Source organism: Clostridium sp. HBUAS56017 (assembly GCF_007115085.1).
In the GTDB taxonomy this organism is placed as follows: domain Bacteria; phylum Bacillota; class Clostridia; order Clostridiales; family Clostridiaceae; genus Clostridium; species Clostridium cibarium.
The window spans coordinates 168,099-188,724 of the sequence record NZ_SULK01000001.1; the positions used below are offsets into that span (position 1 = coordinate 168,099).

General features: G+C 30.5%; 42 protein-coding genes and 1 pseudogene. 3 read left to right on the forward strand and 40 right to left on the reverse strand.

Annotated elements, in window-relative coordinates:
* Positions 1 to 7: 7 nt before the first annotated feature.
* From FAY47_RS00950 to FAY47_RS01115, 40 genes and pseudogenes are all read right to left on the reverse strand, one after another.
* Positions 8 to 1,216, reverse strand: coding sequence for a phage minor capsid protein (locus FAY47_RS00950; protein WP_143314514.1), 1,209 nt, complete (start codon positions 1,214 to 1,216; stop codon positions 8 to 10).
* Positions 1,217 to 1,224: 8 nt separating this feature from the next.
* Positions 1,225 to 2,652 carry a phage portal protein gene (locus FAY47_RS00955; protein WP_143314516.1) on the reverse strand — a complete coding sequence of 476 codons (1,428 nt, stop codon included), beginning with the start codon at positions 2,650 to 2,652 and terminating at the stop codon, positions 1,225 to 1,227.
* A 251-nt stretch (positions 2,653 to 2,903) separates the two neighbouring features.
* A complete protein-coding gene (locus tag FAY47_RS00960) occupies positions 2,904 to 4,238 on the reverse strand; it encodes a terminase family protein (protein WP_143314518.1) in 1,335 nt (444 codons plus the stop codon).
* A complete protein-coding gene (locus FAY47_RS00965; RefSeq protein ID WP_143314520.1) occupies positions 4,231 to 5,169 on the reverse strand; it encodes a terminase small subunit in 939 nt (312 codons plus the stop codon). The genes FAY47_RS00960 and FAY47_RS00965 overlap by 8 nt, the downstream gene beginning before the upstream one ends.
* 244 nt (positions 5,170 to 5,413) lie before the next feature.
* Positions 5,414 to 5,845, reverse strand: a complete 432-nt coding sequence (locus FAY47_RS00970; protein ID WP_143314522.1) for an RNA polymerase subunit sigma — start codon at positions 5,843 to 5,845, stop codon at positions 5,414 to 5,416.
* Positions 5,827 to 6,312 carry a hypothetical protein gene (locus tag FAY47_RS00975; protein ID WP_143314524.1) on the reverse strand — a complete coding sequence of 162 codons (486 nt, stop codon included), beginning with the start codon at positions 6,310 to 6,312 and terminating at the stop codon, positions 5,827 to 5,829. The genes FAY47_RS00970 and FAY47_RS00975 overlap by 19 nt, the downstream gene beginning before the upstream one ends.
* 3 nt (positions 6,313 to 6,315) lie before the next feature.
* Positions 6,316 to 6,498, reverse strand: a complete 183-nt coding sequence (locus FAY47_RS00980; RefSeq protein ID WP_143314526.1) for a hypothetical protein — start codon at positions 6,496 to 6,498, stop codon at positions 6,316 to 6,318.
* A 1-nt stretch (position 6,499) separates the two neighbouring features.
* The gene (locus tag FAY47_RS00985; RefSeq protein ID WP_143314528.1) at positions 6,500 to 6,712 is read right to left on the reverse strand and encodes a hypothetical protein; all 213 of its coding nucleotides are present in this window, start codon (positions 6,710 to 6,712) and stop codon (positions 6,500 to 6,502) included.
* Between the two features lie 110 nt (positions 6,713 to 6,822).
* Positions 6,823 to 7,125 carry a hypothetical protein gene (locus tag FAY47_RS00990; RefSeq protein ID WP_143314530.1) on the reverse strand — a complete coding sequence of 101 codons (303 nt, stop codon included), beginning with the start codon at positions 7,123 to 7,125 and terminating at the stop codon, positions 6,823 to 6,825.
* 3 nt (positions 7,126 to 7,128) lie between these two features.
* On the reverse strand, positions 7,129 to 7,485 hold the full coding sequence (locus tag FAY47_RS00995; protein WP_143314532.1) for a hypothetical protein: 357 nt from the start codon (positions 7,483 to 7,485) through the stop codon (positions 7,129 to 7,131).
* Positions 7,451 to 7,918 carry a nucleoside triphosphate pyrophosphohydrolase family protein gene (locus tag FAY47_RS21275; protein WP_347562778.1) on the reverse strand — a complete coding sequence of 156 codons (468 nt, stop codon included), beginning with the start codon at positions 7,916 to 7,918 and terminating at the stop codon, positions 7,451 to 7,453. The genes FAY47_RS00995 and FAY47_RS21275 overlap by 35 nt, the downstream gene beginning before the upstream one ends.
* Positions 7,892 to 8,158 (reverse strand): annotated as a pseudogene (locus FAY47_RS20760) (DUF1599 domain-containing protein); the annotation flags it as partial. The pseudogene FAY47_RS20760 and the gene FAY47_RS21275, both read right to left, overlap by 27 nt.
* 131 nt (positions 8,159 to 8,289) lie before the next feature.
* Complete coding sequence (locus FAY47_RS01010; protein WP_143314534.1) at positions 8,290 to 8,688, reverse strand: hypothetical protein; 399 nt, start codon at positions 8,686 to 8,688, stop codon at positions 8,290 to 8,292.
* 15 nt (positions 8,689 to 8,703) lie between these two features.
* Positions 8,704 to 8,868 (reverse strand): hypothetical protein, encoded by a 165-nt coding sequence (locus tag FAY47_RS20090; RefSeq protein WP_185966673.1) that lies wholly within the window; start codon positions 8,866 to 8,868, stop codon positions 8,704 to 8,706.
* Between the two features lie 85 nt (positions 8,869 to 8,953).
* Complete coding sequence (locus FAY47_RS01015; protein ID WP_143314536.1) at positions 8,954 to 9,226, reverse strand: hypothetical protein; 273 nt, start codon at positions 9,224 to 9,226, stop codon at positions 8,954 to 8,956.
* A gap of 31 nt (positions 9,227 to 9,257) precedes the next feature.
* Positions 9,258 to 9,446, reverse strand: coding sequence for a hypothetical protein (locus FAY47_RS01020; RefSeq protein WP_143314538.1), 189 nt, complete (start codon positions 9,444 to 9,446; stop codon positions 9,258 to 9,260).
* Positions 9,443 to 9,616 carry a hypothetical protein gene (locus tag FAY47_RS20095; RefSeq protein ID WP_185966674.1) on the reverse strand — a complete coding sequence of 58 codons (174 nt, stop codon included), beginning with the start codon at positions 9,614 to 9,616 and terminating at the stop codon, positions 9,443 to 9,445. Before FAY47_RS20095 ends, FAY47_RS01020 begins: the two co-directional genes overlap by 4 nt.
* Before the next feature lie 39 nt (positions 9,617 to 9,655).
* Positions 9,656 to 9,922 carry a hypothetical protein gene (locus tag FAY47_RS01025; RefSeq protein WP_143314540.1) on the reverse strand — a complete coding sequence of 89 codons (267 nt, stop codon included), beginning with the start codon at positions 9,920 to 9,922 and terminating at the stop codon, positions 9,656 to 9,658.
* Positions 9,923 to 9,950: 28 nt separating this feature from the next.
* Positions 9,951 to 10,280: a hypothetical protein gene (locus FAY47_RS01030; RefSeq protein WP_143314542.1), complete on the reverse strand. Its 330-nt coding sequence runs from the start codon at positions 10,278 to 10,280 to the stop codon at positions 9,951 to 9,953.
* A gap of 30 nt (positions 10,281 to 10,310) precedes the next feature.
* A complete protein-coding gene (gene ssb, locus FAY47_RS01035) occupies positions 10,311 to 10,718 on the reverse strand; it encodes a single-stranded DNA-binding protein (protein WP_143314543.1) in 408 nt (135 codons plus the stop codon).
* Positions 10,719 to 10,721: 3 nt separating this feature from the next.
* On the reverse strand, positions 10,722 to 11,111 hold the full coding sequence (locus FAY47_RS01040) for a hypothetical protein (RefSeq protein WP_143314544.1): 390 nt from the start codon (positions 11,109 to 11,111) through the stop codon (positions 10,722 to 10,724).
* 3 nt (positions 11,112 to 11,114) lie between these two features.
* Positions 11,115 to 11,267 (reverse strand): hypothetical protein, encoded by a 153-nt coding sequence (locus tag FAY47_RS20100; RefSeq protein ID WP_185966675.1) that lies wholly within the window; start codon positions 11,265 to 11,267, stop codon positions 11,115 to 11,117.
* A 3-nt stretch (positions 11,268 to 11,270) separates the two neighbouring features.
* The gene (locus FAY47_RS01045; RefSeq protein WP_143314545.1) at positions 11,271 to 11,783 is read right to left on the reverse strand and encodes a hypothetical protein; all 513 of its coding nucleotides are present in this window, start codon (positions 11,781 to 11,783) and stop codon (positions 11,271 to 11,273) included.
* Between the two features lie 8 nt (positions 11,784 to 11,791).
* A complete protein-coding gene (locus tag FAY47_RS01050) occupies positions 11,792 to 12,040 on the reverse strand; it encodes a hypothetical protein (protein ID WP_143314546.1) in 249 nt (82 codons plus the stop codon).
* Positions 12,040 to 12,339, reverse strand: coding sequence for a hypothetical protein (locus tag FAY47_RS01055; RefSeq protein WP_143314547.1), 300 nt, complete (start codon positions 12,337 to 12,339; stop codon positions 12,040 to 12,042). The genes FAY47_RS01050 and FAY47_RS01055 overlap by 1 nt, the downstream gene beginning before the upstream one ends.
* The gene (locus FAY47_RS01060; RefSeq protein ID WP_143314548.1) at positions 12,336 to 12,695 is read right to left on the reverse strand and encodes a YopX family protein; all 360 of its coding nucleotides are present in this window, start codon (positions 12,693 to 12,695) and stop codon (positions 12,336 to 12,338) included. Before FAY47_RS01060 ends, FAY47_RS01055 begins: the two co-directional genes overlap by 4 nt.
* Positions 12,682 to 13,086, reverse strand: a complete 405-nt coding sequence (locus FAY47_RS01065; RefSeq protein WP_243129495.1) for a hypothetical protein — start codon at positions 13,084 to 13,086, stop codon at positions 12,682 to 12,684. The genes FAY47_RS01060 and FAY47_RS01065 overlap by 14 nt, the downstream gene beginning before the upstream one ends.
* Positions 13,086 to 13,904, reverse strand: coding sequence for a phage replisome organizer N-terminal domain-containing protein (locus FAY47_RS01070; RefSeq protein WP_143314549.1), 819 nt, complete (start codon positions 13,902 to 13,904; stop codon positions 13,086 to 13,088). Before FAY47_RS01070 ends, FAY47_RS01065 begins: the two co-directional genes overlap by 1 nt.
* Positions 13,905 to 13,914: 10 nt before the next feature.
* Positions 13,915 to 14,202, reverse strand: coding sequence for a hypothetical protein (locus tag FAY47_RS01075; RefSeq protein WP_143314550.1), 288 nt, complete (start codon positions 14,200 to 14,202; stop codon positions 13,915 to 13,917).
* Positions 14,202 to 14,813 carry an ERF family protein gene (locus FAY47_RS01080; protein WP_143314551.1) on the reverse strand — a complete coding sequence of 204 codons (612 nt, stop codon included), beginning with the start codon at positions 14,811 to 14,813 and terminating at the stop codon, positions 14,202 to 14,204. The genes FAY47_RS01075 and FAY47_RS01080 overlap by 1 nt, the downstream gene beginning before the upstream one ends.
* Before the next feature lie 10 nt (positions 14,814 to 14,823).
* Positions 14,824 to 15,069, reverse strand: coding sequence for a hypothetical protein (locus tag FAY47_RS01085; RefSeq protein ID WP_143314552.1), 246 nt, complete (start codon positions 15,067 to 15,069; stop codon positions 14,824 to 14,826).
* A gap of 1 nt (position 15,070) precedes the next feature.
* Positions 15,071 to 15,691, reverse strand: a complete 621-nt coding sequence (locus FAY47_RS01090; RefSeq protein WP_143314553.1) for a hypothetical protein — start codon at positions 15,689 to 15,691, stop codon at positions 15,071 to 15,073.
* A gap of 12 nt (positions 15,692 to 15,703) precedes the next feature.
* On the reverse strand, positions 15,704 to 15,880 hold the full coding sequence (locus tag FAY47_RS20105) for a hypothetical protein (protein WP_185966676.1): 177 nt from the start codon (positions 15,878 to 15,880) through the stop codon (positions 15,704 to 15,706).
* Positions 15,864 to 16,013, reverse strand: coding sequence for a hypothetical protein (locus FAY47_RS20110; protein WP_185966677.1), 150 nt, complete (start codon positions 16,011 to 16,013; stop codon positions 15,864 to 15,866). The genes FAY47_RS20105 and FAY47_RS20110 overlap by 17 nt, the downstream gene beginning before the upstream one ends.
* Positions 16,010 to 16,306, reverse strand: coding sequence for an AbrB/MazE/SpoVT family DNA-binding domain-containing protein (locus FAY47_RS01095; RefSeq protein ID WP_143314554.1), 297 nt, complete (start codon positions 16,304 to 16,306; stop codon positions 16,010 to 16,012). Before FAY47_RS01095 ends, FAY47_RS20110 begins: the two co-directional genes overlap by 4 nt.
* On the reverse strand, positions 16,307 to 17,119 hold the full coding sequence (locus FAY47_RS01100) for an ORF6C domain-containing protein (protein WP_143314555.1): 813 nt from the start codon (positions 17,117 to 17,119) through the stop codon (positions 16,307 to 16,309).
* A 1-nt stretch (position 17,120) separates the two neighbouring features.
* Positions 17,121 to 17,264 (reverse strand): hypothetical protein, encoded by a 144-nt coding sequence (locus FAY47_RS20115; protein ID WP_185966678.1) that lies wholly within the window; start codon positions 17,262 to 17,264, stop codon positions 17,121 to 17,123.
* Positions 17,265 to 17,274: 10 nt separating this feature from the next.
* Positions 17,275 to 17,565 carry a transcription factor gene (locus FAY47_RS01105; protein WP_143314556.1) on the reverse strand — a complete coding sequence of 97 codons (291 nt, stop codon included), beginning with the start codon at positions 17,563 to 17,565 and terminating at the stop codon, positions 17,275 to 17,277.
* A gap of 3 nt (positions 17,566 to 17,568) precedes the next feature.
* Entirely contained in the window at positions 17,569 to 18,336 is a 768-nt protein-coding gene (locus tag FAY47_RS01110; RefSeq protein WP_143314557.1) for a phage regulatory protein/antirepressor Ant, read from the reverse strand.
* Complete coding sequence (locus FAY47_RS01115; RefSeq protein ID WP_143314558.1) at positions 18,337 to 18,552, reverse strand: helix-turn-helix domain-containing protein; 216 nt, start codon at positions 18,550 to 18,552, stop codon at positions 18,337 to 18,339.
* A 202-nt stretch (positions 18,553 to 18,754) separates the two neighbouring features.
* Between FAY47_RS01115 and FAY47_RS01120 the strand changes: the two genes are divergently transcribed.
* The 3 genes from FAY47_RS01120 (at position 18,755) to FAY47_RS01130 (ending at position 20,547) form a co-directional block, all read left to right on the forward strand.
* On the forward strand, positions 18,755 to 19,105 hold the full coding sequence (locus tag FAY47_RS01120) for a helix-turn-helix transcriptional regulator (protein ID WP_243129496.1): 351 nt from the start codon (positions 18,755 to 18,757) through the stop codon (positions 19,103 to 19,105).
* Positions 19,106 to 19,115: 10 nt separating this feature from the next.
* Complete coding sequence (locus tag FAY47_RS01125; protein ID WP_143314559.1) at positions 19,116 to 19,409, forward strand: carbonic anhydrase family protein; 294 nt, start codon at positions 19,116 to 19,118, stop codon at positions 19,407 to 19,409.
* A gap of 70 nt (positions 19,410 to 19,479) precedes the next feature.
* Positions 19,480 to 20,547 carry a site-specific integrase gene (locus tag FAY47_RS01130; RefSeq protein WP_143314560.1) on the forward strand — a complete coding sequence of 356 codons (1,068 nt, stop codon included), beginning with the start codon at positions 19,480 to 19,482 and terminating at the stop codon, positions 20,545 to 20,547.
* The last annotated feature ends 79 nt before the right edge of the window (positions 20,548 to 20,626 follow it).

Here is a 20,626-nt window from a genome sequence, read left to right on the forward strand (position 1 = left end):
TTAAAATTTATTTTTTATTTGCCCACACGCTCTCTTGAGATATGCTCTTATCAAATCCAACAACCTCAATCCTATAATCTTTTGGTTTTATTTCTGCTGCTTTGCAGAATCTTTCATATTCTTTTCTCTGCTGCTGTAGTTTTATACTTAATGTCGTAAAGTCATCCTTTAACCCAACTTCCTTATACCCCATTAGTTCCCTTTTAGTTTGTCTTATTGATGTTTCCATCTTTCTCATTTGTTGTGTGGCTTGGTAGCTGTCATACTCTTTGCCTTTATAGTTAAATGGTTTAGGATCAATATTATTTAGTTCCTTATCTGTAAATGCCTTTGTAGATGCTCCGGGTATAAATGGGTAATAAGAATGTCTGCAATTATGTCCTTTTAATCCTCCTCCAGTTCCTAATCCTGTGCTTAATGCTAAGTTTGGATATCCGGGGGAACTTCCAACAACCTTAAAAACTTTTCCTTGCCACTCTGCATGGCTTGGTCTCGCTCCACTATGTGCGGTTACTTCAACATATTGTTCATCTTTATCGACTAATTTATCATGTGTGTAATCTGTCATATATGTTGTCATTTGGTTTGCGCCTGTCATTATTGCTCTTCTTACTGCTACATCAACCATATTGCTCCATCCATTTTCATAATTTATAAATCTAAGTCCACTATTACTTAATTGCTTAACCGCTGTTCTAATAGCTGTATTATAATCCGTGGTGCCACTAGCTATTTGAAATTGTACAAAATCTAAAGTGTCATGGTAATACTTTGCTATGGGTTTATATATCACTTTCCCACTTGTTGTACTAGCAAATCCCATAGAGTTAGTTATGTTACTTAATTCTCCTCGAGTTTGCTTTATAGCTTCGAATAGAAATTTCTGTAGGGTTTTATTTTCCTTTATCTTTATTGGAGTAAGTCCAGCTTTTTTATATATCTTATTTTCTTGGTTGACAGATAATAAAGCACTTTCATTAAACATATTTTCAATTTCTTCTTCTGTAAATTTTGTTAATAACCTCATTTGCTTTTTAATATCCGCTATAGATATTCCTATCTCTCTAGCTTTAATAGCGTTCCATTCCGCAGTAGTTGTCATTTCTCCCGCTTGTCTTAATCTTCTGCAAAAATCTTGTATTATAAAAGCTTCAAGTCTACCATATAAGTCCGTAATGTTTAATGGTAATGTTTCTAATTGTTCCGGAGTAAGCATATAATCACCTACTCTTCTGTATCAGCAAAAGGATCATTTCCACTAGAATTAATTTCAGGCATCATTTTAAGTGCTTCTTCTTCTGTTACTCCATATTTCTTAGCTAAGTATAATTCTGCTCTTAATATTCCTGCTGCAACATCTGCTTGCATACTCGCTAACTCTGTTTCTTTATCTAATACTAGAGAATCGTCCCAATTAAAACTGATATCCTTATCTGTATTAATTGTTGTATTATCTAGCTTGTATATCTTTGCCCATGTAGACATAGCATATACTAAACCTTCTAAAGCATTCTGTAGGCTCTTTTGAATATCTTTTACAGTAGAATAAGACCTTTGCTTACTTGCCTTTATTTCTGTAGCTGTCTTATCTGTTTCGTTGACATCCGATAAAGTTCCATAAGCTAATCCACAGTTAAATTCTATCTTTCTTAATATGTTATTTAATCCATTAAATAAGCTTGTATCTCTAATAGTTGGTGAGAAAGGTTCCATTAACTTTTTAGTTTCATTTGAATCAACATCAAATGATCTATACAGTCTTTTCTTTCCTTCCGGCAAGATTGGATTTCCTTCTCTATCTAATTTAAAGCAATCTATTGAAGCATTAATAGCAAGTTCAGAACCTTCATACTCCCATAATATACGAGAATATTGCTTGTCTGCTTCCATAATAAGGTCTATGGCTCTTTGGTATACACTTACACCTAAAGGACTATTGCTCTCTATAGCATTTGCCTGTGGTATCTTAAAATAACTAAATAAAGGTTTATCTATATTAGCTATCAAAGTTTCTTCTTCTAAGTTGCTCCAATCTTCAACATCTGTTAAAGGTATTTGTCTGCCTAGATTAAATTGGCTTTGATTAGATATTACTGCATTTTCATACATATATGCTGTATTGGTTATATAATAGCCTTGGTCAGTTAAATTATGATATTCTAATCTTGTATATTGTTTTTTACCTTCTTGCTTTACTTCTGCAAATATTGCTCCTGTTATTTCTCCACGAGAATTATAAGAAGTAGGAAAAAAACTATCTGCTTGTACCATGTCAACTTCTATATGGTCTCCAACTACATAAGGCTTAAATACTAATCCACCTTTAGCACAGGCATATTCTGTATATCTTCTAATACTATCAATAGCCACTTGATACTCTTTATTCAAAAAATCATCTTTAGATATCTCGCTCGTAAACTCTATTGTTACAAGTCTAGCCATTTCGGTGGCAATACTAGCTGGTATATTCATACTCTGTACTGTATCACTTAACCATGGTGCTCTATTTTCATACAGTCTAGTCCATTGGTCTATTGCTAAACTCATGCTGTCAGTTACAGCTATATCAATCTTTGTTGCATCTTGTATTGTATTTTTGCTAAACATTCTACTAAACACCCCCTTTATCAATTCTTTTAATCTTTCAAACATTTTTATCACCTCGTTTGGGAAATAAATAAAAATAACTTTTACTGTATTACTAGCTTGAGTGACATTATCATGCTGTAGAAATACAAATAAAAGTTAGGAAATATTACTTCGCTTGTACACGAAATATTAGTTTTTAATCAAAAGTTTACTCATTCTAAACTTTTTAAAGCAGTTTTTTAATGTTAAATAGCTTGTAAACCCATTGAATACGTAAATTATTAATAACTTCGCTAAATAAAAATTATGCGAAATTATGCAACTCTCAATAATCTCTTTGTATCATGTTCAATAGAGTATTCGAATGCGTCCATAGTATCTATATCGCTTGTCCCATTATCTAATCTAACATTCTTAGTTAATTCTTTTGGATCCCATACAGCACCACATAAAGCATTTTCTAATGTTTCGCAATCATCAATGTAACTGAATCTGTTTTGTTCTATAAGTCTACATACTAAATATATTCTGTCGTTAATAGGAGATTTAAGGGCATTTCTTATTTTAATATGTCCTAGTCCTTCTTTAATGGCAGATGTTTTCAATCCTCGTATTAATACTTGTTCTGCACTATCACAATATACACAAGTAATATATCCATATCTATCTAATATCTTTCTTAAGAACTTAGTAAATAATTTGCCTAAAGCATCCGGGTCTATATCTCCAAAATGTCTTTCGCTACTTAATGCAACTATTCCATCGTACCCAGCTTTAATACCTGTGGCTACAAAGGAATGCCCCGAGCCATTTCCACCGAAATCAACTCCTATATTTATATTCATTAGATTAATAGCACTATCAGTAACATACTTTCTGCTGTCTCCTGTAGTGTTGTCTGCAAATAGTCTATATATTAATCCTTCTGCAACACATCTCTTTCCTAGAATGTCTCTCTGATACCATATAGAACTCTTATCATATTGGCTTTTAATTTCTTCTCTTCTTTCATCAGTTATGTTGATATTATCATCTATTGTGAAGTGTTCGTAATTATAGCCACCTAACAAAGAACCTTCCTTATTTAGATCCTTATATTTATCTATATAATCTGTATAAATTTTTGCATTTGGGTTATCGGGGTTTAAGTCCCAAAATATCTTTCTTTTCTTTGCTGCAATAGTTCTGTTAAACACTTCTTTTATAGTGTTGTCATGATGAAGGTTTATTTCTGTAGCTATCCACATACCGTATGAATTACCACGTATCTTTTTATAACTATCAGCCTTGGCGCCACCAGCAAATATTACTATTCTCTGTTTATTGTTTGTATCAGGCCCTTTTATATATAAACATTCATTGCCTTTATACTTTCCCCAATGACTTTGACCTCTAAATATATACTCTAATCCAAAACCATTAGCGTCTCCTATATTTAGTTTAGCGTTAGCACTAGTAGAACCAGTAGCAATATGTATTTTATCCTCTGTATCCTTTAATTCATGCGCAAAGGCAAATATATGGTCTACTGTTTTACCCGCTCTTACCGCTCCTTCTGCAATATTGTACATATTTAAAGAGCAATTCTTAATATAGATCTTATGCTTATCAGAAAAATTAAAAGGTATGGTTTTCTTTCTTTTAACCATATATATCCCCCTCAATCTCTGACATATCTTCTAACTCTTGCCCTTCTCCAGTAAGTCTAGATATTTCAGCTTTAAGTTTTTGGTTTTCAAGCTTCATTCTCTCAATGGTTAATTTATTCTTGGTATCATCATCCAATACATTGTAATGCTTCATTAAAAACTCCATAGCCTTCATCTTGTCCAGCTGCTTAAACTTAATACCATCTTTACCTTGGGATACTTCGCTTATTAGTGTTGTATCAACCATGCTGCTCTCGTTTAAATCTACATAGTTATATTCAATTTCTTTTTGTTCTCCAGTTTCGGGGTCTATAACTGGTACATTGTTCCCGTTTTCGTCTTTACCCCATACTTTCTTATACTTCTTGCCAAACTTCACATACTCTCCAATATCGCTTAGTGCTATATCAATATACTTTTGTAATATAACACCCATATCAAGTAGGCTTTCGCTTAGCTGTCCTTGCTTAAGAAACTCTATTTGCTCCCTAACCTTATCGTTCCTTAGTAGTCTACAACCATTAACCATAGCCGATTCATATGTACACTTATAGGCTTTTAAATATGCTTTAGTAGCATTAAAACATTGTACATAAGCAACACAGAATATTTTTTGTTGTTCGTTTAATTCTTCATTTTGTAATACCTTTTTTACATCCTTTGGTAATGGTTTTAATTCTTCTCTTTTTGCTCTAGTTCTTCCGTTACCTTTGGATTTAGTTTTTTTAGTAACGTTACTTTTATTTGTTACCTTTCCATTAGTAACATTATCAATTAAAACTTCGTCCCATTTATCTTGGTTCTTCCATTTTCTTATTTGTGTATCTGCTACCTCTAACGTATTGGCTATATCCTTTAGCACTATATCTCCATTAGCATCTAAATACATTTGCATAGCTTTATCTCTTGCTGGACTTCTCTCTCTAGCCATAACGCATTGTCACCACCTCATTCCATGTAATTTATATATATTAATTCAATTAATTCCAACAAAAAAGACACTTGCATTTAAGTAAGTGTCTTTTTAAAATTTGAAAGGGGTAATATAGGGATATGATGGCCATTAATGAAATAAATCTTTAGCCAATATCATTATACTATTTAGTAACGTTACTTAATAGTTACTTTTAATGTTACCTTTAGTGTTACTTTTAATGTTACCTTTAGTGTTACTTTTAGATCATTTCTATTTTATTTAGTCCTCTTTCTATTGCTTTTCTTATACTCTTTCTAGTTCTATATAATTCTTGTGCTGTCCTTGATATGCTTTTCTTTTCTATAAATATCTTTATTATTACATTTCTATCCTCTTTCTCTATTCTTTCTGTTTGTGGTCTAGAGGGTTGTTCTAATCTTCTAAGTGCATTATCTACTCTTCTATTGGCCATCTTGTTATATTCTATCTTTTTCTTTAGAGTGTCTATTTGGTTCATTATGAAGTCATTATTTTTACACTTCATAGATGTTTGTACTCTTTCTTCAAACCCTGGACTACCTATCATGTCCCCTATCTCTAATTCTTTTATCTTAAGTTCCATATCTTCTATTTCTATCTTTCTTAGTTCATATAACCCTAGTTCTCTTTTTACTATTTCTTTAGTATCCATACTGCTCCCCCTTTCTGTAGCTTTTCGTTGAAAAACTCATATAATTCTTTTGCAGCATCAATGCCTATTAAAACTTCGTCATACTCGCCTTCTTTATCTATTTGTGTTATATGATAATGTCTTCCGTCTGTATCTACTGCCACGTTATCTCCAATAAATTTTTGCTGCCATTCTATGCTATTCCCCGTATTATATTTTTTTATGTTGTTGTACCCATACTTCCAATGTTCTCCATCCGTTGATACCATCACTCCATTTTCAGTAAAATAAACATGACTATTTTTGTTTTTCAGTTTTTCAATTTGCTTGTATTGTCTCCAATTATCTGCGAATGATAATGCCAAAGCTATTACTAGCCATGATATTATTGAAATTGGATCATGATGTTTAATTAAATCAATTACTATCCAACAAATCATAAACGATATTCCTATTACATTTAAAATAAAATCAATCTTCTTAATCATTCTTTATTCCTCCTTTTCCCTAAATAACCAATATACAAAGCTTAATAAATTTCCTCCCAAAATTACTACAACTAATTTAATAATCCCTGTAGTATCCAGTGTGCACTTTATGTCGCTGAAAAATAGCATAAATAATATAAAGCAAAATCCTAAGCTTGTAATAAACACATCAAATGTTTTTAGCATACTATTCCTCCAGTATCTCAAATTTCTTTCCATCTAAGAACTTATGTTTAACTGGTATCCCAAATAGTTTTAGTCCACCATCTTCTACTATTTCTCTTTCTATGTCTTTATCATTAAACATAGATATATCTAGAATTATTTGTTTAATGTTATGCTTGTCTCCAAAGAGTTCACGTAATTTATATTTATCTATGGCTTTCTTTAATTCTTCCATGCTATCACCTCTTATTTTTAATTGCATCTGCTATAAAATACACACTAAGCACAAAACAAACAGCACACACAATTATTGCAACACACGTATTTTCATCCATAATTATCTCCTTACATATTTTCAAATTTGCTTTTTATTTTATTTAATTCTTCTTTATCTTCTATTACTAATTCAACTCTGCCAATTCTTTTTATTACTTCATCAACCAAAAGTTTGCAAGTATTTTTCTTCCTAAATTCACCTAATGCATAACCGTTCCCAATGCCTTTTGTAATTGTTACAGTCCACAAGTCTTTTGTATCGTCTCCTATTGACCTATGAATCATAAATCCTCTGTATTTTTCTCCTTTTACCATTTTCCCTCCGAATAGAGTTCTAACTAACTTCCAATCAGCTGCTTTTATATTAATCATTCTTTAAACCTCCCCAAAACATTTATTATAATAAGCAACTACTCCATTTAATCTCCATTGGTAACAATCTAGATCACCTTGCAAGATATTTTTTATTTCCCTTATTGCTTTTTTCATTTCTTTAGATTTATATATAGTTTCATAATCTTCCTCATTGGTTGTAAATCTATAGCTATATTCTAACTTTCCATTATACTTAGCTTCATTCATATTTGGTTTAAAAAATCTTCTTCCATACTTCCAAAACTCATCAGCCTTTGCATGTAAATACCTTTCAGTTTCTTTGGTGATTTCATAAATTTCTATAATCGGCTTTTGATTAGGATTATTTAAATCGAATTTGACCTCTACTGCTTTCATTCCTCTGATCCTCCCTATTAATACTATCTTGGCTGCTAAATCCGTTTGGATATCTCTTAAGTAACTTGTCCACATTCATTTGTAAAACTTCGCTCATGTCTATATTGTAGAGTGTAGCTAGATTTACTATATAAAACATTACATCTCCTAACTCTTCTTTTAGATGGTCCATGTTTAGAATATGCCCATGGAATAACCATTTCTTAAGTATGTCTGTTACTTCTCCAGTTTCTCCATTTAAACCGAAGATCATATTAACCACTTTATCATTATGTTTTAAATTATTATCCATTGTTCTAACTGACTTTTCTTGGTATTCTTTTATTCCTATTTCTTTAGTTGTACTGTATTTAATTAACACATCCAAAGGCATAATTAATTCTTTATCATCCATTTTGCCTTTTCCCTTCTTTCTAAGTTCAATTACTGTCATTATTGCATAGTTTGCTAGATCTAATAATGTATCCTCTATAGATTCATCTTTTACACATTGTTCTTTATTATTAGTTAAAGACTTAAGTCTATTTAATTTGTCCTCTAACCTAATACATGGCATTGTTAGCCCATAAATTTGATATGATATTCCGAAACTATCTCCATAGTCTTTATTCTTAGCTTCATATATACTATTCAACTCTTTGCATATTTCATTGTGTTGTTTTGCTTTATCCATTCTCTTTTTCTCCTTCCACATTGGACTATTTTTTACGGTAGCATTATGAACAAATATTAGTATAAATAAGGCTAATACTGCATATCCTATAAAAAATCCTATTAATTCAAGTTTAACTAAAGTGTCCATACTTAGCACTCCATTTCTTCTAACTTCTCATAAGCTGTATATGCTTCATTAAAGAACTTTAAAAACTCTTCTTTATTTCCAAAGTTTAAATATGCTTTACCATTAGTTAATAATAAGCCACCATTCTCCAAAGAATACTCTCCATTTTCCCCTACAAGAATATCTTTGTGCCTAACTAACATTGGTCTATCTATTTTTAGTTTTTCTTTCTTTTTGCTTGGACATCCCAAGACTTCTTCTTTCCCCATATAGTAATAAACTCTGCAAGTTTCATATGATTTCTTTAAGTCTCTCATCATACATAATGTTATCTCGCTAAATCTCATATCTAGTATTTTCTCTTTATTTTTATTCAGGTACTCAAAAGCCTTGTCTTTAGTTTTAATTGGCTTTTCTTTCATGGGTTTTACTCCTTTCTATATTCTTCTATCTGCAAATAATATCTTTGTGTTACCGTATTGTTCTTCCATCTTTGCTTGCACTTTGTTTTTTCCAAAACATGGTGCTATATTTTTTAAAACTATGTCATTATCACACTTCTTGTTTTTATTCAACAAACAATTCTCATTTAAACATTTCATAGTTTTTCCTCCTATCAGTTGATTATCATATGAGAAATAGGAGTTAAAACTATAGTGCTAATTCCTCCTATTTCTCTAACTTTAATTATTTTGATATAAATATACTAATGGCTTTCATTTCTTCGCCTTTGAAATTTAAAGCTTTATCTTCTGCGATTTCTTCAACAGTATATTCACCATAATCTAAGAACATTGTGTCATTTGTCCTATCATAATCTCCATCATATAACCTATAATCTGCTAAAGTCTCTGTTTTATCATCTAATCCCCAAATTTCATAAAACATTGGTTTCTTAGGTTCTAAATAAATATTTACCCTATTTGCTCTTAATATTGGTCTTAATTCTTTTAATTTCATTTTGTATACCTCCAAATTATCTTAAATATTTTTAAATCTTCTTACAACTCTCTTTTAATGGCCCATAGAACATATTATCTAAGTAAATAATACAATTCTTCTCTTGCTCCAAATATACTTCAAATTCCTCGCCTATTTTGAATTTAGGATTAAGGATTGTAGTATCTTTTATAAATACTACTCTAGCCTTATCCCAAAAAGTTAATTGTCCTTTAATCATTTAACTTCCTTTGAAATTAATGTACCAGTTTCAATAAGTTCATTTAGATGCTTGTCACATAGATTTCCACTATATTGAACTAATGGTATTTCTATTTCATAATTGGCTTTTCTCAAGCATCTTTTGCAAGTACATAGTCCCAATCTATTTTTAATATTTCTTAGCTTCACAAACCTCACACCTTTCTATATACTTATTAGTATTACGTATTAACTAATCATATATAAATAATGCTCTATTCCCTTTACTTTGGCTTCGTCAAGGCTACAATCTTTAAAATATGCCACTGGTGTTCCGTTAGTTAAATTGTCTCCTATTCCATGTTTCTTATGTCTTCTTATAGAGACATAGAACTTATATCCTTTCTTATATGATTTTAAAATTAATCTAAAGCCATTGTAATAATCAGATAATATCCTTTCACTACTATTTCTACTATCCTTATGCCATACTGCATTAATAAGTTTTTTATCCAATTAAATCACCCTTTCTACGTATGACAAACTATCTCAAATTTATTTGTTTACTCATAAATTCACCATATAGATTTCTCATACCATCCCAATCAATGCAACCCATTTTTTCTACTACCCATAATTCTCCCCATACCATAGCAGATTTAATTTCAATAGGTTTGTCTTTTCCACCCTTGCTATATAGCCAACTCTCTAAATCAAAATATGCACTCATAGGGCGTTCTTTTGTTTCATATTGTTCTATAACTTGCTTTAAAGCATCTTTTTCATGTGAAAGAACCTCTATTTCTCCCTTTTCTATTCTCTCAAGTAAGCTTTCTAATGATTGTGGTACCTCTTTTTTATCTAATCTTTCCATAAAAATCACTCCTTCACTTGTATATTTTTATCAGAAAGGCATATCTCCGTCCGGATCTTCCACCGGAGTAATATCATCACCAAACCCACCACTAAAAGCATCATTTTGAGTTGTTGCATTATTTGCAACATCTTTACTTCCTATAAATTCAAAGCTATCTACAGCAACATCTGTAGTGTATCTCTTTGAACCGTCCTGTGCTTCATAACTTCCTGTTCTAATGTTTCCTATTACTGCTATTTGTCTACCCTTGGTTAGATATTGGCTTATTGTTTCTGCTGTCTTACCAAAACTTACGCAATTAATGAAATCTGTTTCTTCTTTTTTGAATGGTCTATTCACTGCTACTGTGAACCTTGAAACTGCTGTACCAGTTCCTGCTGTAAACTTTAAATTTGGATCAGCTGTTAATCTCCCTAAAATTATTACCTTGTTCATTTATTAATCCTCCTCGCTTTCTTCTATATACCATTTACCTTCTAATATTTCATGAGTTGATAATCCTCCGAGGGTTTCTTTAGCTATTAACCCAAACCATTTGTTATCTCTAGGATAATAAGTATACGTTCTTGCACCTATATTAACTTTAATTACTTTCCCTTCTTGGTTAGCTTTAATCGCTTCCATAAAGCTTACTGGCTGTTGAATTAAAATGAATTTTGCATCTATTATTCTGTCAGTAATAATTAATTGATTTTCATTTGGAAATTCAAAGCCTGTTGAAGATTTTTCTACATGAAATAATTCACCGTCAAAACATTCAATCTTAAATTTAGTTCCAATTTCCTGTTTACTAGCTTCAATAATATTCATTACACTTTGTTTTTTCATTGTCTATTCCTCCTTTTCTAAATATTCTGCTAATGCTTCTTCTAAATCCCAACAATCTTTTTTAATGGGGCAAGCACTACAACTATGTTTTTCTCTTATAAAATCACATAACTTATTATTTAGTTTATATGCTTGTGTTGGTGTCAATTTAGCCATTTATTAATCCTCCTTCAAATACATATCATGGTAAGTTACAGCCACTGCATAACTTTGCCAAATATCCTTCTTAAACCCATAAAACCATCCCGGTTCTTTCTTTGTACCTTTCCCCTTGTTAGGTGTATTAGGTGCAAATCTATCTACTAAAGCTTGTATAATGTTACTGTCTTTAGCTTTCATGGTGTGACATAAATTCATTTTTTCTTCTTTCCTATAAATGTATTGAGTTTTGATTTTATTTGTTTCATATTGATGTACCCATTCTATAGTTTCTATTAATCTTCCTATAAAAACACAAGTATCAAATACACTTTTACCTACAGCCATTCCATAAGATGCAATCATTTCTATAGCCACATGGTTTATAGATTCTTCTACCTCATATTCTCCAGTACAAATTTTATATAATAATTTTTCATTGTCTATTTTTTCTGCAACTAATGGTTTTAAGTCTTTCTCTCTTATTAGAACTACTCCACTCTCTATATTCCCTGGATCTATTGCTAAAATCACTCTATCACCTACCTATTTCTATATTGCTTTACAACTGTATTTCCAATTACTACATCAACATTAACTAATTCTATTTTTATTTTTGTTAAAGAACAATTTAAAGTTATCATTCTTATTTCTTCAAAGTTTTTATCAGTTACAAATACATATCCTTTATTTATAGCATTTTCCATTTGTCTAGGGTCGTTTATATCTTTTGGTAATACTAATATTTGATCCTTGCTTACTCTATATAGCTTGCTATTCCCTCTAGCCACTACATATCCCCTCCTTTATTTCTTAATTCATCTATCGCATTTCGCCACAACATTCTACTATCTGTATGCACTTCCTTTAAAAATCTAAGCATATCTTCTAGCCTGTCCTTTTGTTCTGCTTTTTCTCCACGCTTTAATCCTTTGCGGTATTCTGCCCGTATAAAGCTCCATCTATTGAACACTAATAAACTATCCTTCATTAACTTATAAGCACTTACAATGTCGTTCTCGCTTAAATTAGAATATCTTTGTACTATATTGTTATATTGTTTTGTATCTTCTTCATAGTTGTAAGTCATAGATTATTCTCCAATATCTCCGGATTTTCATATATATTACCTACAATTTCCCAGCAATTCTCTATTTCATTATCAGAAATATATTCCCATAAACTACACCATCCAGCTTTCCATTCGCCAGAATTATGTCGATATACTTCAAAGTTTAAATCACCATCATTTACTATATCTCCCTCATAAATTTCTTTACCTTTCTTATCTTTCAAGCCTGTATATTGCATTAATGTGTCCTTAACTCCTTGGAACTCTTGGATAACTTGTACTGGTTGTTTTAAATAAATCAAATCATCTATTGTGAAATAAAGTATTTCTTCTTTAGGAAAATGCCTATAAACTCTAAACTTAATATCTCTCATTTACTAATTCCTCCCCAATTATCAATTTCCCGCCTAGACATTGCCTTATAACTTCTTCCCTAATATATTTGCCCTCTTTAATTTTCAAGGTCTTTAAAAGCTTGTTAAGTGGCTTGTCTTTAATTTGTAATACTTCTTGTATTTCTTCTCTAGTTAAATATTGTTTATCAAAAAGTAGTTCTAAGTTATTCTGTAGCTGTAGCTTTAATAATTTATCTAACTTATGTCCTTTCTTTCCATGTACTCCTTGGGTTCCTCTATGGTGTTCTTGACATAGATAGATATGATTTAACTTACAATTCTCTAGAGGTTTAACTTGGCTTCTGTATACTCTGTGATGGAGTTCTGTTGCTCTTTGTCCGCATATTGGACACCAATGTATATCACTCATTAATCATTCTCCCATCCTAATAATTTCTTTTCTAAGTCATCGTAATCATATTCACGTGCCTTAAAGTTGTTAAACCCTGTTCCCGGCTCTTTCTTTCCGTAATTAGGTCTTTCTGCCTTAAATCCGTTGGTCTTCCAGTTCTTTAAAATGCCTTTTACATATTTTAGATTTCTTTTGCCATTGCTATTAGCTTCTTTAAGTGCTTCTTGTACCCAAACTTCCGTATAATCCTTTTCTAGTAACTCAATGTCACTTAGAGTTACTGGATTAATAGTTCCAAAACCTAATGTTTCATATAACGACAACGACGATATATTATTATTGTTATCTCTATCTATTTCTATATCTTTATCTATATCTATATCTAGAGCACGATTTTTTTCGACGTCGGGCGATGTGTCAGACGATTTTTTCCCGTTTGCTAACATTTTTTGATTTTGACGTCTTTCTGCTTGGTAAATTCTATCTCTTTCTTTCTTCTTTTCATAGGCATCTAAAGATTGATGCTTATCCCAATTAGGAATTGTAATAGTGTTGTTTACCATTTCAATCATTTCAAATTGTTCAAAAGTTTTAAGAGCCATTCTTACTGTTTTTACATCTTTTCTGAATATTGTTGCCAGCATTTCATCTGTATAGGGGATTCTATCATTAAGAAGGAATACCCCTTTATTGTTGTTTTTACCAGCTAGGCATAAAAGCTTAAACCATATGACAATTATTGAATCTGAACCTGGTAAACTTTCTATGAGTAATATTTTTTCATCGTCAAATATGTCTGTAACGATTTTTATCCATTTAACTTTTCCTAATGCCATTTATGCCCTCCTAACTTCTAAGGCTTTCTATTACTTCATCCTTAATCTCTAACTGATTTTCTAAATCTTCAATTCTAGCCTGTAACTTAAGATTTTCATTCTCCCATTCTTCAGTAGTCTTTTCACCTATACTAAATAAAAGATTATCTACTACATTAGGAATAATTACATATGGTACTCTTGTAGTTAATTTTGTTTGTGATCCATCAAAGACCATATTAATTTTGCTATCTTGTAATCTTGAATTAAAAGCTACTTCCTCGTCTTTATAATCAATAACTATAGTGTTATACTCCATTACTTAACCCCCTTAGCCTGTTTCTTCTTTTCAATCTCTTCAGCTTTTTTATTTAATACATTCATGATGTAAGGCAAGTCTTTATTCTCTATCTCTTTTATAGATTTAACTTTTGCCCAAGTTAGTAATGATACTTCATCTGTTCCAGTATCCTTAATAAGCTTTTCTATAACTTTTACATGAACATTACTTATAGGCTCTCTTGCCTTTTCTTCATCCCCTAATTCCTCTGTAGTGTCATTTTCACTAATCTCAAATGCATTCATATATAAATACCTTTTGGCGTAACTATAAGCTCCTCCGATATTCTGCATTTCATTGCAGCCTTTAAGTGCTGATACTTTGACATTCATAGTAAAATTGATACATTGTTTAGGATCATCATTATCAAATATTTTTAAAGTTGCTATATCATCTATGAAAATATCCATTATTGGAGAAATCCCAACTTCCTCACAATGTTTTGTTACTGTTGGTAAAAAGTCACTCAATTCAAAGTAAGTATATTTAGAAAAAGTGTTTTTACCTGTTTTAGTTAGTTCAGCTTCATTCACAAGCTTTCTAACTTTCTGTAGTTTTTGATATATATTAAGTTTCTTATTTTCTTCCATTTAGGTCCTCCTATAAATCCTTTATTGTTTTGCCTGTCTCTATGTCATATACTTGGTCATTGTCTATATCTTCGTATGGTGGTATAATGTTATTGTTTATTTGATTCAGGTTGCTTTCCTTACTTTGGTCGGTAGGATTGCAACTATTTTTATACATTTCTTTAGCTTGTCTTAATGCTGCGGTAAATGTTAATGTTCCATCCTGTTGCATAAGGTTTGCTGCTTCTTCTGCAATTCTAATATTAATATCTACCATGCTATTCCTCACTTTCTTGCCTAAAGAATTGTAAATTGCTTGTAAAATTAATGTTATCTCCTTCAATTGCTACAAATTCTGTAACGTGCTTATCTAATTCTTTTAAACTAGACTTAATATATTCTTCGCTTTCTTCATCATATTTCTCGAACCAGCATTCAACTCCATCATCACAACTTGTATTTTTAAACACGAAATATGGATAGTTGTTTTTACAAATATCTCTTATTTCATTTGAAATTTTTTCAAATCTATTAAATATGTGTCCCTCTAAATCCGTTGTGTATTTTTTATTTGTTTCTAAAAATTTGATGATACAATCTGAAATTAGTTTCTTATCTTTACTAAAAAATACTTGTTGGTTAGTTAATTCCCAAACTATTCTATCCTCTTTAATTTGAGAGCTGTTTATCTTACGATTCAATTCTTCAAATATAGAATTGTCAAACATAGCTGCAGTCATAAAATTTGTTTTCCCATAACTAGTCATAACCTTATGTGGCAAATATTTTTGAAATAAAATATCGTCTGCTATTGGTGTAAAAAGCCAAGAATTATTAAATTCAGTAAGTCTCTCCCCTATAAAATTTTCATCCATTACCCATAAACTACTTGTACTCATTTTTAAATCCTCCTAAAGACTATTTGAAATAAATATTACTGTTAAGATACTAATTACCATTACTACCCCGTAAGCTTGTCTTATGTGCTTATTCTTGCCCTCTGCTGTACCTATAGTGCTTATTACACTTGTTAAGATAAATATAGTTAGTAATATTACTCCAAATATAAATCTACCTTGTGGTTGCATCTTCTACACCTATACGCCATTTGAATTCACTAACTGGATATCTATCACTTAACTCTTCTAAAACTTCCTTAGTGCTTGGCTGACCTTGGTACATAATTGCATCTGTTTTCCTATCAACAATTATTAAAATCATTTATTTAACAACCCCTTTTCTTCTATTTTTTTAATAGCTAGTTTGACATCTGCTAGGCAAGTAGGACATAAATCCATATCTAAAACTCTAGTTAAGTTTTTAGCATTACCACATATATGGCAGCCCGGCTCATACTTCCTAATGATAATATTTTTACCTTCTGTATAAATCTCCATTGGTGTACCATTTCCCTTTTTGTCTGCTCTTTTAATGTCCATTGACTTACATAACTCCATTGGTATTGTTATTCTTCCTAACTCATCCACTCTTCTTACAATTCCTGTTGCTTTCATTTAATTTCCCTCCTTAAAACTTAATTGATTATTTAACATTGTTATTTCTTCCTTTAAGACTATTGGTGTTTTATAACTTCTTACTATGTCTTTAGCTACATCTAATTGACTTCTCTTAATTGCTTTATAGCTATTTAATCCAAATTCTCTTTTTACTTGGTTTTGAATATCTTTATAAAGCTTTGCTCTTAAAGAATTATCTTTATATGCTGCTGAACCATGTCCACCTAATATTCTCATTCCTATTTTTCTAACTTCTTTTTGAAGATCTTCACACTCGATATTGAACAATGGCATATTTTCTTTTAAGTCCTTAACCTCTGTCTCTAACTCTTGTTGTTTAGCATCTATAGAAAATATTGCTTGTAGTTCTTTAGACAAACCTTTAAATTGCGTTACTTGCTCTCTTAAATTAAAATATCCATCAACTAGTTTTTCGTATTGTTCCCATGCAACATCATCTTCAAGAATCTTAAGTAATTTGGAATATCCTCTTTCTGATAGTAGGTAAATGTTATTTGCGTTTGCATATGATTGGTTGCTATACCCTAGTTCCAAACTCAGTGGTTTTAATTCACCGACTTTTAAATCTAGAATGTCGACACCTTTTTTAAACCTTTTAATATTGTTGTTAATATTTCGGTTTATATCTTTTAAATCTCTGCCATGAATATTCGCAATTTCTTTAGCTAACATTGATCTCTTGTTTCCTCCGAAACCTCCCTCTATGTTGTGAAATTTCATTCCGTTAATATTGATAAGTCCTTTTACCTTAATTAACTCTTGCATTTTTTCTGCTGCTTTTTCTTTCATCTTATTTCCTCCTTAATTTCTTAGAGTTCTCTACTCTTTTTTTATACTTAGCTTTTTTATTAAGCTGTGTACGTAAGTTTAATAATGCTTGCTCTGTTAAGTTTTGTACTGGTCTAAAATAGTTAGATACATTTATAACTTGCATTTAATCCCTCCTATAAAATTAATAAAGTTTTCATGCTGTCAATTTTCTCTTTATAAAGTTCTACTTCTTTTTGTAGCTTGCCTATTTTGTTTTCAAGTCTTCTTCTCTCTAGCGGAGATAGCGGGTTAATGTCTTGCCCAGATGTTTCAATTTTTACTATTTCATCTAATGAATAGCGAGGACTTGATATAGTTGGAACTCTTGTTAATACTCCTTCCTTTTCTAAAGCTTCAATAGGTTTTGTAGATTCATAATCCCACCTTTGTGCTAGTGTTTGTCTACTTATTAATGTTTGTCCCATACATTACCTTCTTTCTATTAAAGGCAATATACCTTGTTCTTTTAATAGAACATATAAAAATAATCTTCCTTTTTGTGTCCACTTAGTTGTCATCTTGCTTTCTTCCATACCATTAGTGTGAGTAACATTTATAGTCTCTGAATGCGTATATCCTTTTTCTTGATACTTAGCATATAGTAGCCACTGGTCACGCATCTTGTATTGGACTTTTAAATCATGTAATTTTTTATTAAGCTTTTGACCGCTAATTCCATAATCTTTTGCTATTTGAGTTATAGTAACTAAAGCTTTATTTTTTAAAATAGTATCCGTATAATCTGCTTTAGGTTTAAGTTCATTTATTATTTGTTCTTGTTTTTTAGAAGTTAACAATAAACTTTGCTTTTCTTCTTGTTCTTTAATCCACGCTTTTGCTCTTTCTATTGGATTCTCTATTGCGTAGCTGTAAGTTTGTCCCCCTTTTTCAATACACTCTTCCATTGCTGTAAACTTATCCATATACCTATCTGTAAATAAGTTCCCTTTAGTTCCGGTGGTCTTATGTGCTAAAAATTCACAACCCTTTTTAGTAATTTGAAATTCTCTTCTTTCCTCTCCTTTTGCATCTATATAGGTACTTTCTGCCCAATATTTAACGAACGCAATATTGCTTTGGTTAAAATCTTCATTGATTGAATCAATTTTTCTTAATAGATCTGAATGTTGTTTTAAGTCCATCATTTTGCAAACTTCTCTACTCGAAAGTTTGTTTTCTAATTGTTTATTCTGCATTTAATTTCCTCCTTCAATTTTAAAATTATCATTCGGGAAAACTTCATCTAATGGTTTATTTAAGGCTTGACTTATCTTTCTCGCGTTCGCTAAACTAGGAATTGCTTTTCCTCTCATTATTTCGTAGAAAGAAGACTTTGCAAGTCCAGCTTTTCTTATTACATAACTTACTTTTAAACCATTTTCTATTATTATTTCGTGTATTTTATTTTTCATTTTGTTCACCTCCATGTACTTATATTACCATTATACCGAACCATACAACAACCTCTATTTACCTTTAAACCGAACGATATTTTACCATTTAGACGAACTATTTTGAATTATCTGTCTATTTCTTTAAAATACTTTAAATTGCTTGTTTACTTTACCGAACTTTATGATATAATAAAGGTACGGTAAACAATACAAAAAAGGAATGATTATAATGTCTTTAGGCGAAAAAATAAGAACTATAAGGAAAAATAAAGGATATTCAATTATGAAGATTAGAGAGCTTACAGGTTTGTCTAAATCAACAATAAGTGAAATTGAAAATAGTAAAAGTAGTCCTACAAGTGAAACGCTTCAAAAAATAGCATCTGCTTTAGAAGTCCCAGTAAGTACTTTTTTCGATAATGAAGAACTGGAAGAAAAAAAAGATAACAAAATAGAAGAATATATGGATAAAAACAAATTATTCTTTTCTAAATTCGAAAAGTTAAACAATAAAGATAAAGATAAAGTTTTAAAAATACTAGAAATGTTTGAGGATGAAACTATAGATTAGAAGGTGAAATATGGTCAATATACTTAATGATGTTAAGAAAATGATTGAATGTGGGGAATTAAGGGTAATTTCAAAAAATTTTGATGGGACTTTTACAGGAATGACGGTCGAAAATAATGGACAAACTGTAATAGTTTTAAATGCAAATCTAAGCTATGAATACAACTTGCATAAATTTTTACACGAGATAATACATCTTAAGCATATAAATACTAATATAAATGTTGCAGAATGTGAAAGACAAGCTTTAGAATATGAAAAAAATTTCGAGACATTTGCGAATTTAATTAGTGTAGTTGAATAGTCTGATTAAAATAACTAGACTATTTTTTTACATACAAAAAGAACATATATTCGAGAAAGGAATGGTAAATATGGATTTTAATATAATTTATAGGAAGAAAGACAAAGGGATACAAGCTATTGTATCTTACAAAGATAATAGTGGAAAGTGGAAACAAAAATCTAAACAAGGATTTACGAATGATAAAAAAGGTGAAAAGTTAGCTGCTAATTGGGCAAACGATACTATAACTGATCTAAAGAAAAATGGACTTTTAAATAAAGAATATGAACATATTACTTTTGCAGAACTTTTCGATATGATAGTTAGTGATAAGAAACATACAATGCAATATAATACAATAAGAAATTATGAAAATGCTCATGGTCATTTTAATACGCTTGATAATATGTTAGTAAGAGATATTAAAAATATCGATATACAAAGATGTGTTAATGAAATGTCTACAAGTTTAAAAAGCAGCACTATTAAAAACTATGTAACTATTATAAAAACAATTTTTAATTTAGCTGTAAAAGATTATGAAATTATAAGTAATAGTCCTATTAGAAAAATTACTTATAAAAAAGATAAGATAAAAGAAAAAAGAGCTTTGACGAGCACAGAAGTCGAGACACTACTTTCTAAACTTAAAGGTAAGAATGTATATATCCCAACTTTATTAGCTGTTAAATGTGGTCTAAGATTAGGAGAAATAAGCGGGTTAACTTGGGATAACATAGATATAAAAAATAGAACCATAACAATAGAAAAGCAATATAAAAACGTTGAAAACAAATATGTGTTAGGTACTCTGAAAGGTACAAATTCATACAGAACTATTCCAGTTTCTAAAAAAGTTTTAGATGAAATACTAGATAGTAAGCCAAAGACTATAAATATGAATAATAGAATTATAACATATAAAACCACCGATAGTCTTTCTCGTGCTACTAAGTGGGCATATCCAAAAGCAGGCTTTAAAATATCTATACATGAATTAAGACACACATTTGCTACTTTATTAATTGCAAATGGCTTAGATTTTAAAACTGCTGCTGAAATATTAGGACATGATGTGGAGCAAACCATAAAGACTTACTCCCATGTCACAGATGAAATGAGGATAAAGGCTAGAAATATAATAAATATTCTCTAGTTTTTGACGAATTTTTGACGAATAACTATTAATTGGCTCTATTTCAATCGCTAAGAGCCATTTGTCTGACTTTCTCGTA